The organism is Pedobacter heparinus DSM 2366, assembly GCF_000023825.1.
Taxonomy (GTDB): Bacteria; Bacteroidota; Bacteroidia; order Sphingobacteriales; family Sphingobacteriaceae; genus Pedobacter; species Pedobacter heparinus.
Window position 1 is genome coordinate 499163 of the sequence record NC_013061.1, and the last position, 14399, is coordinate 513561.

Here is a 14399-nt window from a genome sequence, read left to right on the forward strand (position 1 = left end):
TTTAGATCTCGGTATTTACAACCCATTGCAGTTCATTGCTGATGGATTGGGTAATGGGTAATTTTAAAGATTCGGGCAATACTTCCCAGGTATAGGTCTCTACCTCCAGGTGTTTGGTAAAAGGCTTTTGTTTCTGAATTTCCAGTACGGTTAAAATATCATCCTGCGTAGATTCCAGCAGGCCGATCTTCTTTATAGAAATGGGTACATGGAAATGTGCCCGCCATTGTGTAACTCCCTTTTCCAGCCCGGCTAATGCTTCCGGCAGGTCGGGATAGCGCAACAGGCTGCCATCATTTTTAAGCGCCACCACCTGGTGTAAATAAGTAGGTTCATTAAATGCCTCAAAGCTACGTTTAATGTTTTCCGGGGCCGGACCGGTCAGATCTGCCTTTAAAGCAGCACTGATCTGTATTTTCCCTACTTTAATGCCTTTTTGCTCCAGCGCTGTTACCACTGCTGCATGGTCTTCGTAGCCAATGGCAAAATGGCAAACATCATAACAAAGACAGAGGTGGTTTTTAATCAGTGTTTCTGCTTCTGCTGACGATAATTTAAACGCAGCCCGGATTTCCGGTATGCCCAGGGGCAGCAGGTCGTTTTCAAACCAGTCTATAAATTCCCTGCCGGTTTCCAGGATACCGTCCGGCTCAGGTTCAATGTCCAGGTGCATGTTCCGGCCTGTTTCCCGGTGTATCACAATGAGTTCCTTCAGTACTTCAACAAGGTGCAGCGTCGCTGTTTTCCTGGCTTCTTCCAAAGCTTCAGTACTTTTAAACCAATGCCTGTAACTTAGGGGCGAGGTGGATATGCCACCCTCCATTCCTTCGGGCAACAGCTGTTTTAAAATATGGAACAGCCTTAATGTATAATTTTTACGTTCTTCAGTAGTCCAGTCGGGCGCATGTACCTGCTCCTTAACAATGGTATGGTGAAATTCCCCGTAAGGAAAGCCGTTCATCGTAAAAACGTAAGCACTATTTGCTTTAAGCCATTGCGAAAAAGCCATTAATGGTGCTTCTCCTATCAACTCCAGGCTGGCGGCATTGGACAACCTTAAGCCCAGGCCCATTGGTTGCTCAGGGCTCAATGCAGCTTTTATGACAGGGAAATTTTGCTGCAAGGACTTAAAATCTTCTGCCCAGTTTTTACCGGCATGTATGTTCGTACAATAGCTCAGGTGTCCGGTATTAACTTTCATGGCGGATGCTATTTAATGCGGTATTTTCTTTTGTGAAACCAGCAATATAAGCGCTGGCATTGATCAGTTGCTGATGATCCATTTCATGTACTTCCTTTCCGGATCCGATATCGGTAAGGAGGGTAATGGTGAGCAGGCCACCCAGGTGCTCCTGGAATTCTGCCAGCCCTTTCAATATGGCTGAACCGCTGTCTTTGATCTGGATGATAGGGTCTGAGATACTGAAATTCAGTGCGCTCAGTACCTGGAGGATGCGCAGCGCTTTTTCTTCAGAGAGCAAACCCGTTAAAAAGGAATATACACTGTCAAGGGCAATCCCCATGGCAACAGCCTCGCCATGCAGCACTGTAAAATTACTCAGTTGTTCCAGTTTATGTGCACTCCAATGTCCAAAATCCAAGGGCCTGGCCGATCCGGTTTCAAAAGGATCATCACCGGCAATATGGTCCAGATGAAGTTTTGCACAGCGCCTGATCAGGTAGTTCATGCTTTCCGGGTCACGCGCAGCCAGGGCTGCGGTATGGGCCTCAATCCAGTAAAAGAATTCAGGGTCCTTGATCAGCGCTACTTTTATCGCTTCCGAAATTCCGGACCGGTAATCACGGTCGTTAAGTGTTTCCAGAAAGCGGTCATCGTTAAACACGGCAACAGGAGGGGCGAAAGTACCAAGGAAGTTCTTTTTACCTTTATAATTGATGCCGTTTTTAACCCCGATACCTGAATCGTTTTGCGAAAGTACCGTAGTAGGAATGCGGATATGTTTAATCCCACGGTGCGAAACCGCCGCAGCATAGCCCACCAGATCCAGCACTGCGCCTCCGCCAATGGCGGCAATATAAGAGTGCCGGTCTATCCCATATACATTTACCGCCTCTACAAGCTGCTCAAATAATGCAGTATCATTTTTTGAAGCCTCGCCACCAGGAACAATCCTGATTTCAGGGACCAGTTGGACCTCCTGGCATTGGTTAAAGTAAGTTTTAATGGCTTCTTGCAGATTGGGATGCTTTTCGGTAACGCCCCCGTCTATAACAAAAAATATTTTGCGCAGGGCTGCCGATGGCCTGCCCTTAAAAAAATCTGCCAGCAAGGGGTTTCCCAACTCAAATAGGGAAGAGGTAAAGTAGATTTTATAGTCAAATTTTACACTAAACGACTGTTCTAAATAATTCATGTCCTACGAAATTCTTGGCTAGGTTACGGCAAATGCCTTACCCAGCATTAACGATACTGGTAATAAAATAACAATAAATAAGGCTATCTGTACCATTCCAAATGCACTTGCCCAGGCTGCATTCATTAAAATTAAAGCAATTACACCTGCCTTTACTGCTTTGCCAATGTTGGGGCCAATGGGATTTTTCATCGCCCTTAACAATGGAATAAATATCATCAGTGCAAAGCCCAGTACAAATACGGCGGTAAGTGGCAGGTTGCCTTGTCTTATGCCAAAAAACAGGATGCTGGAAATGACAAGCGTATATAAAAGTGCGGCAAAATAAAGCATTTTCTTACTTCCGCCATGCACTTCAGCCCGGCTTACCATGGTAACCGAGGCAATGTAAATAATGGGTACTATAGCCAAAAACCACCATTGTTGTATAGCAGAGGGGATAATGCTCATGCCCAGCAGCAAATTCAGGCCCCGGCAAAGCCCCATATTCAAAGGTCCGAATATTGCGCTGTGCTTCAGGAATTTATCGTAAATGAGGCAGGAGACCATAATGGCCGCTGCCAGATACTGTGAAGCCGGGTTGTAAAGCCCTGCTGTAAAAATGCCGATAAAGAAGAATATCCCGCCAAATAGGGTGGCTGCTTTTTTTGAGATCAGACCGCTTGGAATTGGCCGTTCCGGCCGCTCCCTGGCATCCAGTTCTGCATCAAAAACATCATTTAAAATAATGCCCCCGCTATACAGGCCTATGGTAGATAAACAAAGCAGCAGGACGGGCAGGTAGCTGGCGGTGCCCATAAAATACCCTGCCAGGGCCATCCCCGCCAGTACATCGGCCACAGCAGTAACTACATTGGCCGGTCGCATCAGCCTGATATATCCTAATAATTTCTTCACGCTATGAAATGATGATGGAGTTTTTGTCTATTCTTGGTTGCTGCCCGCCACGTAAGATGGAATTGCTGGCAAACTTCTGGCTCTGGTCAATGTTTTTCACCCTTAAAAAGTCATTCTCATCAATCTGTCCGCTCTGTGCAAAAGCTGTAATGGCATTGCGGTAGGTAACCAGTTCAATGTCCTGAAGGCTAATGCCCGATCTTTTCATCAGGGCTGCAGTTTTAGGAATGGCCAGCGGATCACTGATGCCCCAGTCGGCCGCCGAATTGATCATGATCCTTTCCGATCCATATTGTTTCAGCACCTCTACCATGCGCTCATTCCCCATTTTGGTAAAAGGATAAATGGTAAAAGCAGCCCAAAAGCCCCTGTCCAACACCTCTTTTACGGTCTCCTCATTGTTATGGTCTACAATCACCATATAAGGGTCAAGGCCCTGCTCTATGGCAATATCCATACTGCGCTGGGTACCTTTTTTCTTATCGCGGTGTGGCGTATGGATCTGTACCGGCAAACCCGCTTCTTTTGCCAGGTCAAGCTGTAAGCGGTAATATTTCTCTTCAGCTGCAGTCTGGTCGTCAAAGCCAATCTCACCAATACCTACCACACCTTCCTTAAAAATAAACTGTGGTAAAATTTCCATCACCTGTTCTGCCAGCTGCTCATTATTGGCCTCACGGGAATTTAAGCCTATGGTACAATAATGCTTGATGCCAAACTGGGACGACCTGAACCGTTCCCAGCCAATCAGGCTGCTATAGTAATCGGTAAAACTGCCTAACTGGGTACGCGGCTGCCCCAGCCAGAAAGCCGGTTCAATCAGGGCAACAATTCCCGCATCGGCCATAGCCTGGTAGTCATCGGTAGTACGTGAAGTCATGTGTACATGCGGATCAAAGAACTTCATTCCGCTGATCTCGCTCAGGTCAAGCGAAGTCTGTATTTTTTCGCCTTTATTTCTCTCCTCAAAATTCTCATTACAGCACATAGTTATATTTTTTGGTTCATTAGTTCTATCAGTTCATAAATTTCCGGTGCCACCGTTCTGTGGGCGGCCAGCCGCTCCTGTACATAATCCTGTAAAGTAAATGCCAGGGCCTCGTTCATCCTTGTCTGCAGCCCAACAATAAGCTTAACGTTCTTTTCAGTAAAAAATGCTTTCAGTACCAATTGGTTCCATGCCTGTTGCGACAAAAAGCCGGCAGGGTAGGGATTGTGGTACATGATGGCCTCCAGTACAATGCCTATATTGCTCCTGATCCCTTCTTCACACCTGCCGATCCATTCTTCCGGATAAAAGTAAAGCGGCAAAGCCGAATAGAGCGCCACCTGCTCATTCATTTCTGCAGCGGCAAACAGGCCGTTTATTTTTTTCAGATAGGTTTCCTTATCATCCGAAGGCAGTTGCATCAGCAGCCATACCCTGCATAGCCGGTCAATGGTCCAGTTTTCCAGCCCATAACCTGGCAACAGCTTAACGATTTCCTGTGTTTCCAAAGTAGTAAACGTAACCGGAGTTTTCGATGCGATACGTGGCAGATGTGCAAAACAAAGATGCAGCTGTACCGATTTGTCTTCCGATACAACCAGTTTCGCTTTATCCTGTAACCATTGGAAAGCCTCGGGCTGCAGGTTTTGTTTAATGAGCTGCAGGAAAAGACCACTGAGCTTATTTATCCCCTCTCTATCTATTAAAAACATATTTATTTCATTAAACTGCAACAAAATAGTTAATGCCCAGCGCTGCACTGATGATCAGTAAACCAAAAAACTCCCTGGTTTTTTCGATATAAGGTTTTGTAGCCTGCATACTCTCTACCAGGCTCGGTGTCCGGTACTTCATGATCCAGTCGCGCACCCCATCTTTGGCAAAAAACAAAATGATTGCATAAATCAGATAGAAAGATATGGCAACCAGGTATACCGTAGGATAAAAATGATTAAAAATGGCAAATCCACAACAAATGGAAGCTAACATATAAATGGGTACCCAAAGCCAGGAATCGTTGTCGTTTAAATTTACATAGGCAAATCCGACAAATGCAACGCAAAAAATAGAATTTAAAATGCTCAACAGCATAACAATAAAGGTTAAGTTTGTGTGTTTTGTTTATTACTAATACAAATAAACAGATTATTAAGTCGATTTAGCAAGATCATATGTATTTTAGTTTTTTTATTGGTCATTAAACATTGCAGGTGGAGAAAGTGGTTTATACCCCGGCACACGATTATATTTTAGCAGATTTTAACCTGTCGGCACTAAACCTGTCGGATATTTTAAAGCACAATAAGGTTGGGGCAGATACCAGTGCCAAGGGTTTTTATGAACTTGTACCGGCAGAGATCAGCCTGAATTTTGCAGTTTTTGGAGATGCCGGGGGCGAGATGAACAATCCGCTTGTAACGGTCACACAAACACCCGACCGGGTATTGCTGTCCTGTTCCTGCCCCTCTGCTGCCGATGGCTTATGTGAATTCCAGGCCCGGGCCTTGTACAACATTATGGAGCGACAGCCATTGCGCCTTTTTTTTGATGCACCGCTAAGACATAAAAAATTAAAAGAGTTTGCGCAGGATTACGGGCTGGAGCAGGAAAAGAATCCGGATGATCATTTTGAGCTCAGCTATATAAAAGGTAGTCTCGGGATCAGCCCCAAAGTCAAAACCCTGTTTCCGGTTACCCAAAAAACAAAAGCGGAACTCGCAGCGTCCCTGCTCCCAAAAAAAGAATTTAACCTGCCGGTATCCGGTGGCCTCATCAAAAAGGAAATGCAGACGATTGTGGTGTTTAGCCAGCACCGTTATTACAGTCACCTTAACATCTCACTCTATGAAGGCCAGGCCAGTCGCGATGGCAAAATAAAGAACCCCTTAAAAGCCATTGATCCTTCCGATCTGCTTTGGACTACCGAGAACATCAGTGAGCTTAAATTTCTAAACGGTGTCCTTAAATTTCAGAATAACTACAATGCTGAAGCTTCCGGGTCCGACCTCGAAGGTTTAAGGGCACTGGCCAGAAACCCACTGGGACTCGACATCTACCTGCACGATCCTAAAATTTCGCCCAACATATCCGCCACTTCCATCAGCAGGATAAAACTTAAAATATTAGGGATAGACCTGGTCCTGTCGGTCAATGAAAAGGGCGATTTCTATGAAGTGTCGGGTAAGCTGATGCTTGATGATCAGGCTATACCTCTTGAAAACCTGAGCATCAAACATCATTATTTTATCCAGCTCGATAAAACCCTGCACCTGATCGATAAGCCCGATTTTTTAAGGGTGATCGAATTTTTCAAAAAGCATTACGATAAAATGCTGATCCACAGGTCTAAGTTTGATGATTTTTATGAAAACATCCTTTCTAACCTGGAAGAAAAGGTTCGCATCAATTATGCTTACCTGAAGCCGGCTACCAAAAAACAGATAGAAGACAAAGGCTATGACCTGGAAAACGAACAGCTGATCTATCTGTCAGAGTCGGAAGATTTTGTGCTCATCACCCCCGTAATGCGTTATAGCAATACCGAAATCCCGGTGCTTTCGCGTAAGCAGATCATCGCAAAGGATAAATACGGCCATACTTTCAGCCTGCGGAGGGATGAAGCCGCAGAATTGCAGTTTATTGCCGACATTGCAAAGCAACATCCTTTTTTTGAAGAACAACAGGATGAAGACCTGCGGTTAGATTGTTTTTACATGCACCGCAAGCATTTTTTGGATATAGAGTGGTTTTTAAATGCCTTTGAAGCCTGGCGCAGCAAAGGGATAACCATTCTGGGTTTTAATCAGCTAAAAAACAATAACCTGAGCCAGTACAAGGCCAACATCTCCATCAAGGTGATCAGCGGGGTCGACTGGTTCGAGACCAAAGCAAAAGTAGAATATAACGACCAGGCCATTTCTTTAAAGCACCTGCACAAATCTATCCGCAACAAGAGCAAGTTTGTAAAGCTGGATGATGGCACAATGGGTATTTTACCGGATGAATGGATAGAAAAATTTACCAGCTATTTTAACGCAGGAGAGCTTGTTGAAGAAAGCATCCATACCCATAAGATCAATTACAATAAGATTGCCGAGCTGTATGACGAGCAGCTCTTTGACGAATCGGTAAAAGACCAGCTGGCCTTATACCGGGCCAAACTTTCCGGCCCGGAAAGCATCCTGCCTGTTCCTGTGCCGGAAGGACTGAATGCAGAATTGCGGGGCTATCAGCAGGACGGCCTAAACTGGCTTAACTTTTTAGATGGCTTTAACTTTGGTGCTTGTCTGGCTGATGATATGGGCCTCGGAAAAACCATACAGATCATCGCATTTATATTGAGCCAGCGCAATAAGGGCCATCAGAATACCAATCTTGTGGTGGTACCGGCCTCTTTAATTTTTAACTGGCAGGCCGAGGTGGCCAAATTTGCACCTTCGTTAAAAATCCATACCGTTTATGGTGCCGACCGGCTAAAGGATATCCATCAGTTTGATCAGTATGAAATTGTGCTTACCTCTTATGGGACACTACTGGCTGATATCCGTTTTTTAAAGTCCTACTACTTTAATTACATATTTTTAGATGAGTCGCAGACGATAAAAAATCCGGATGCCCAGCGTTATAAGGCGGTGCGTTTATTGCAATCGCGCAATAAAGTGGTATTAACCGGCACGCCGATAGAAAACAATACCTATGATCTTTATGGGCAGCTTTCTTTCGCTTGTCCCGGCTTATTGGGTTCCAGACAACAGTTTAAAGAGTTGTATGCGGTGCCCATTGATCAGTTCAAAGACAGCAAACGGGCAAAGGAACTCCAAAAAAAGATCAGCCCTTTCATTTTGAGGCGTACCAAAGAGCAGGTAGCTAAAGAGCTGCCCGATAAAACCGAAATGGTCATTTACTGCGAAATGGGGACAGAGCAACGTGAGGTTTACGAAGCCGCAGTGCAGGACATTAAAGAATATATTGAGGGCAAGGCCGAAGATGAACTGGCCAAAAGCAGCATGTACGTTTTGCAGGGCATCACCCGCTTACGGCAAATCTGTAATTCGGCCACTTTATTAAAAGACGATAAGTTCTATGGCAATGCCTCTTCCAAAATGGAAGTGCTGCTGGAACAGATCGAAAGTAAATCCCCTAACCACAAGATCCTGGTGTTTTCTCAGTTTGTAGGGATGCTGGACCTGATCCGGGCCCAGCTTGGAGAGCGTGGCATTGCACATGAATACTTAACCGGCCAGACCCGCAACCGGCAGCAGGTGGTCAATTCTTTTCAGGACAATCCCGAGATACGTGTATTTCTTATCAGCTTAAAAGCCGGCGGGGTAGGGTTAAACTTAACCCGTGCCGATTATGTATACCTGGTAGACCCCTGGTGGAATCCGGCGGTAGAAAACCAGGCGATAGACCGGACTTACCGCATCGGACAGGAAAAAAATGTGGTGGCTGTACGTTTAATTTGTCCGGATACCATCGAAGAGAAGATCATGAAACTGCAAAATACCAAGAGAGACCTGGTAGATGACCTCATCAAAACCGATGTTTCCATCTATAAAACACTTTCCAAAAAAGATCTGCTCGGTTTGTTCAGTTAAAATTGTTGTTTCATTTTTTTAATAAAATACCTGTTTGTACAGCATATTTTTTTATCTTTAATTTTTGTCGTTAACGTACACGAGTAAACCAAACATAACAAAATGATGATCAAAAGAATGTTTTTTATGCTGTGCCTGATCTGGATGAGTGCAGCGAACCCGGCATTTAGCCAGCGGGTATCCATTATTCCGCAACCTTTAAGTGTTGCTGAACTTCCAGGAAACTTTAAAATCAATTCCCTTACCAAAATTACTTATGATGCGGGCAATTCCGACCTGAAGTCGGTAGGCCTTCAATTTTCCGATCAGCTAAAAAAGCTGTGCGGTTACGCCTTAAAAGTACTTCCGGCTACAGCTGCTACAGGGAGCAATGTAATTGTGCTGACCACAAAAAACGCCGTAGACAGTCTGGGTGATGAAGGTTATACCTTAATTGCCAATGCAAAGGGCGTTACCATCAGCGGTAAAAAAGCACATGGCGTATTTTATGGGGCCCAAACCCTGTATCAGCTTTTGCCGGTAAAAGGAAAAAATAATACCCTTGTTGCTGCACCGCTAATTCCGGCGGTAAAAATTGCCGATAAGCCACGCTTTGGCTGGAGGGGAATGATGCTTGACGTGGGCCGTTATTTTTACTCCGTGGAGTTTGTTAAAAAATACATCGACAACCTCGCTTTACATAAACTGAATGTGTTTCACTGGCATTTAACCGAAGACCATGGCTGGCGCATCGAGATTAAAAAATACCCCAGACTCACTTCAATAGGCGCATGGCGCAATGGAACGCAGTTTGCCAACAACCAGATCGATAACAACCCGCATGGCGGGTTTTACACGCAAGACCAGATCAGGGATATCGTTGCCTATGCGGCAAAACGTTATGTAACGGTGGTTCCCGAAATTGAAATGCCGGGCCATGCTACGGCAGCCCTGGTGGCCTATCCTAACGTTTCCTGCACAGGCGGGCCTTTTAAAATGCTGACAGGATGGGGTATCCAGAAAGAAGTTTTCTGTGCCGGAAAAGAAGAGACCTTTAATTTCCTGGAAGATATCCTTTCGGAAGTTGTAGCACTCTTTCCCGGTAAATTCATCCACATCGGCGGAGATGAATGTCCTAAAGACCGTTGGAAAGTTTGCCCAAACTGCCAGGCCAGGATGAAAAAAGAAAACCTGAAAGACGAGCATGAACTGCAAAGCTATTTCATCAGGCGCATAGAAAAATTCCTGACCACCAAAAATAAAAGCATTATTGGCTGGGATGAAATTCTGGAAGGCGGCCTGGCACCTAATGCTGCTGTCATGTCCTGGAGGGGCACCGAAGGTGGTATTGCTGCAGCCAAACAATTGCATGATGTAGTGATGACCCCCTACGATTTTCTTTACCTGGATTATTATCAGGGCGAACCCTATCTGGAACCAAAGGCAATAGGTGGTAATCTGCAGCTGGAAAAGGTATACAACTATGAGCCTGTACCAGCAGTGCTTACTGCCGAGCAGGCAAAATATATTAAAGGCGTACAGGGCAATGTATGGGCAGAATTTATCCATTCGCCCGAAAAAGTAGAATACATGGCCTTTCCACGCGCTGCTGCGATGGCCGAACTGGCCTGGACCATACCAGCCCGGAAAAGCTGGACTGATTTTAGCCGCAGGATAGAAAAGCAATACCAGCGCTACGATGACCTGGGCATCAATTACGCCAGAAGCGCCTATAATGTATGGCATACCGTAACGGTCGACAGTGTGGCCAATAAAGCAAGGGTATCCTTTAAAACCAATAGTTATCAGCCGCAGGTGCGCTATAGCCTGGATGGTTCAGAACCAACAGTAAATTCGCTGGCCTACAGCAAACCCTTCGAAGTTAAATTACCGGTCACCATTAAAGCAGCTACTTTTAAAGATGGCCGCCGCATGGGGGCAATCAGTTCAAGGTCAATATTTGTAGATCAGAATAAATAATTAAAACAAAGATAAATTGGTCGTTTGCTGTGCTGCAACCGCAGCAAACGAACCATTTTTGCTCTTAGGTTTAACGTTATGCTGATCAATCCATGCTGCATAATCCTCTTTTTTAATCGGCCCTGCCAGCAGCCCCGAGGCAAGCTGTATCAAAGCCAGTTTGTTTTCAATTACCTGACGGTATTTCTGTAACAGGTGCACAATTTGCTGCTGGATTTTATTCTTGGGCTTAATCCTGATGTTCTTGTTCACCGGATTTAAAAGCTGCATGGTAAGCTCTTTGGTAAAATAAGTATGTGCCGAAGTAATCCTTTCCTGCAAGGCAGTTAATGCTGCAAAACCTTCTTTTTGGTGCAATTGCCTTACCTGTGTTTGAAAACGTTCTGTCAAGGTCATCAGTGCCGTAAGCGAAGTATTCAGCTGTCCCATTAAAGCCTTAAATTCAGATAGGTTTGCTTTGTTTATTTCAGCGTTGCCCGAAACAACGTCCAGCCCCCTTAAAACACTGTTCAAAGAAAAATGATCAAGTACCAGCTGCAGGATAAATTTTTCCTGTTCCCTGATCAGGATGGCATCCAGCTCCTCTTCCTTCACCGGTTTCATATAATTGATCACCTCGGTATTCGACCTTAAACTTTCCGTGCCGATCCTTGATTTTAACACCAGTCCGTTCAGTGTTCTTACACGGCTTAAAGCCACATATACCTGGCCTGCTACGAAAGATTTGCCTGCATCAATCACCGCCTGGTCGAAGGTCAGGCCCTGGCTCTTGTGAATGGTTACCGCCCAGGCCAGCTTAACCGGATATTGCGAAAACTCGCCTACCTGCTGCTGTACAATGGCTTCTTCAGTATCGGTTTTGTATTCGAAAGAGGCCCATGAAGTTTTTTCAAGCAAAAGATCTTCCTCCTGTGGAAAGGAAATCCAGATCCCGGCCCCGTTTACCGACTTTACCTTGCCGATCTTTCCATTATAAAATTTTCTGTCTTCGCCGGTGTCGTTTTTGATGAACATGACCTGTGCACCCTCTTTCAGTTTTAAGGTTTGTTCGGCCTGCAGGCTCAGGTCCCTGAACTCTCCGCTCACTTCGGCTTCAAAAGTATATTCGGTGCCGGGCAGCTCCTCCAGCTTCTCTTTATTGATGGCATTGGCTTCCGCATTATGGGAAGTGATGATGATGGGGTTCAACCCATCCACAGCACTGAACTGCGGGTCGTACCTTTTATTTAACAGGGCCAGGCCGCTTTCATCGATCTGGTTGTTCCTGATGTCATTTAAAATCTGGATAAATTCTATTTCCGTTTGCCTGAAAACTGTGGTCAGCTCTATTTGTAGTAGTGGATAACGGCGGATCACCAGGGCATCGAAAAAGTAAGGTGAGGGGTAGGCGCGACTTAAAAACGACCAGTCTTCCCTTTTGGTTACCGGTGGCAACTGGTACAGGTCGCCAATAAGGAGCAATTGCACACCCCCAAAGGGCATATTGTTTTTTCTTACCGAACGGAGGATGGCATCAATTACATCCAGCAGGTCACAACGTACCATGGATACCTCATCGATCACCAGCAATTCCAGTTCATTAAACAGGCTGAGCTTATCCCTGGTATAGCTCAGGTCGGCAACCATCGACTGTATAGAAAGGAAACCCGACTGCAGGTTTTCCAGGCTAATGTCGCCCGGGAAAAAGGAACCCGGGGGCAGTTGAAAAAAAGAATTGATGGTACTGCCTTTCGCGTTCATGGCCGCAACACCTGTAGGGGCCACAACTGCCATCTTTTTGCTGCTGCTTTCTTTGATGCGTTTCAACAAAGTAGTTTTTCCGGTTCCGGCCTTTCCGGTCAGAAAAATGTTCTGATTGGTAAAGTCAATGAAAGATAAAACCTTGTCAGAAATTGAATGGGAAGCCGCACCGTTAGTCATGCCTCAAAAATAACTATTCTTGGGCAAGACTGCACAAATTCATTTTTTTCTATAGAAAAAAAAGCCCCCTCAGTGTTGGTCACTGCGGGGCTTTTTAATCTACTCAATTGTGTAGCTGCTTTTTTGTATAAACGAGCGGTTAAACATATCGGTAGCTTTTACTTCAATGCTGTGCCTGCCCGTTTGTAATCTGGTAGATATAGGGCCCTTCCACAAATGTGTACTTTTTGCCGGGTTAGAGGGGCGCCTGGCTTTTTTGGTTTTATCGGTAATGCTTTTCCAGGTCGCTACTTCGGCTATATAAAAAGGATCAAATTCAAATGTATGCTGTAAAGGCATCCAGCTGCCATCATCTATCCGATACTGCAGGATGTCATTTTTGGCACCTGTGTAAAAATTCACATACACATAGGCTGCGGTGTCCGTATCCTTTTTTAATTTTTCAGGTGCCGTAATGCGCATCTGGGTTGTTGCACCTTCACCGGCTACTTTATAGTCAATAATGTATTGATTTCCTTTAAAATGGATAAATCCATAACCTTTGGGGGTTCCATCCCGCATGGTAGAAACGGGCGTTCCGTTTTTATCGCTAAGCCCGGAATAAAAATCGCCCGAGGCCGTCCCGATATTGAAATGGTGATGGGGTTTGTCCTGCAGCCATTCTGAACCCTTTACATAAAAATCCTGGCGCTGCATGTGCGTATGCGCGGATATGGAAAGGGTATGTGGAAAATCTTTCAGCAGGTTGAACAACTTAAGCCGGGTAGTCGGGCTAAACAGGAATTCGGGTTCGCTAAGGGGGATATGCATGGTCATTACCACCAGGTAATCTTTAGGCACATATTTCAGGTCCTGCTCTATAAACTTCAACTGGTCGTCCCTTAAGCCACCGTAATAACCCCTGCCGTCGCGCGGGTCAGGATACAACACATCATCCAGCACCACAAAGTGTACTTTTCCATAATTAAAAGCATAAGTTGTGGGGCCAAAATGCGCTTCAAAAGATTCATCAGATAAAGAATCTGCAGGCGCATCTGCATTCAGGTCGTGATTACCCATCATGTTGTACCATGGAATCCCTACCCGTTTAACCGCTGCGGTATAGGCAGGGAAAAGGTCAAGCTTGTCGCCCACCTCATCGCCCATACTGATGCCGAAAGACATATTTTTAATGCCTTCTACTTCGCTGATGACGTCCTTTACAAAATAATCTACCTGCTCCTGGTTATATACCTGCGGATCACCAAAAATCAGGGCCGTATAGTTGTCCTGTTCCCGAACAGGTTTCAGGGCAAAATTTACAGCTGCCGGCAATGGGCCGGTAGGGGCTACACCTTTGTATTTGAATTGTGGGGAGCCCTGAGGTTTGTGGATGTAAAAGTATTGGGGCAGGTTGTCTGCATTCAGTGGAACCTGGTAGCCAGTGGGTTTGATGACACTGATGATGTTGTCGTTCCCAACCGGTAAAGTGTAATAACCCTTGCTGTTGGTTTGCACCACTTCCTGTCCGTTGGTCACCGCAACATTGGCAATTCCCTTTTCGGTTTTGTCTTTTTTGCCATTCCCATTGGCATCGGCAAACACATAGCCCGAAGCCGTGTTTTGGGCTTTTAACGCACAGGATAGGAGTAAAAACAGGAAGAAACTGAGTGGTTTCATTTG

The 14399-nt window shown here is 45.3% G+C and carries 10 protein-coding genes; 2 read left to right on the forward strand and 8 right to left on the reverse strand.

Features of this window, described 5'->3' with window-relative positions; translation table 11 throughout:
* Position 1 precedes the first annotated feature (1 nt).
* From eboE to PHEP_RS02155, 6 genes are read right to left on the reverse strand one after another with little or no spacing between them, the layout of a single operon-like run.
* On the reverse strand, positions 2 to 1201 hold the full coding sequence (gene eboE / locus PHEP_RS02130) for a metabolite traffic protein EboE (protein WP_012780604.1): 1200 nt from the start codon (positions 1199 to 1201) through the stop codon (positions 2 to 4).
* On the reverse strand, positions 1191 to 2375 hold the full coding sequence (locus tag PHEP_RS02135) for a 3-dehydroquinate synthase (RefSeq protein ID WP_012780605.1): 1185 nt from the start codon (positions 2373 to 2375) through the stop codon (positions 1191 to 1193). The genes eboE and PHEP_RS02135 overlap by 11 nt, the downstream gene beginning before the upstream one ends.
* 18 nt (positions 2376 to 2393) lie before the next feature.
* Complete coding sequence (gene eboC / locus PHEP_RS02140; protein WP_012780606.1) at positions 2394 to 3272, reverse strand: UbiA-like protein EboC; 879 nt, start codon at positions 3270 to 3272, stop codon at positions 2394 to 2396.
* A 1-nt stretch (position 3273) separates the two neighbouring features.
* On the reverse strand, positions 3274 to 4260 hold the full coding sequence (locus PHEP_RS02145; RefSeq protein WP_012780607.1) for a TatD family hydrolase: 987 nt from the start codon (positions 4258 to 4260) through the stop codon (positions 3274 to 3276).
* A 2-nt stretch (positions 4261 to 4262) separates the two neighbouring features.
* Positions 4263 to 4973, reverse strand: a complete 711-nt coding sequence (locus PHEP_RS02150; protein WP_012780608.1) for an EboA domain-containing protein — start codon at positions 4971 to 4973, stop codon at positions 4263 to 4265.
* Positions 4974 to 4983: 10 nt separating this feature from the next.
* A complete protein-coding gene (locus PHEP_RS02155) occupies positions 4984 to 5352 on the reverse strand; it encodes a transmembrane 220 family protein (RefSeq protein WP_012780609.1) in 369 nt (122 codons plus the stop codon).
* 119 nt (positions 5353 to 5471) lie between these two features.
* Between PHEP_RS02155 and PHEP_RS02160 the strand changes: the two genes are divergently transcribed.
* Both PHEP_RS02160 and PHEP_RS02165 read left to right on the forward strand, forming a co-directional pair.
* Positions 5472 to 8858, forward strand: coding sequence for a DEAD/DEAH box helicase (locus PHEP_RS02160; protein WP_238326533.1), 3387 nt, complete (start codon positions 5472 to 5474; stop codon positions 8856 to 8858).
* A gap of 102 nt (positions 8859 to 8960) precedes the next feature.
* Positions 8961 to 10817, forward strand: a complete 1857-nt coding sequence (locus PHEP_RS02165; protein WP_012780611.1) for a beta-N-acetylhexosaminidase — start codon at positions 8961 to 8963, stop codon at positions 10815 to 10817.
* Here the strand turns inward: PHEP_RS02165 and PHEP_RS02170 are convergent, their stop codons facing one another.
* Both PHEP_RS02170 and PHEP_RS02175 read right to left on the reverse strand, forming a co-directional pair.
* Positions 10818 to 12737, reverse strand: a complete 1920-nt coding sequence (locus PHEP_RS02170; protein ID WP_012780612.1) for an ATP-dependent DNA helicase — start codon at positions 12735 to 12737, stop codon at positions 10818 to 10820.
* A gap of 99 nt (positions 12738 to 12836) precedes the next feature.
* Positions 12837 to 14396 carry a calcineurin-like phosphoesterase C-terminal domain-containing protein gene (locus tag PHEP_RS02175; RefSeq protein WP_012780613.1) on the reverse strand — a complete coding sequence of 520 codons (1560 nt, stop codon included), beginning with the start codon at positions 14394 to 14396 and terminating at the stop codon, positions 12837 to 12839.
* Positions 14397 to 14399: the final 3 nt, after the last annotated feature.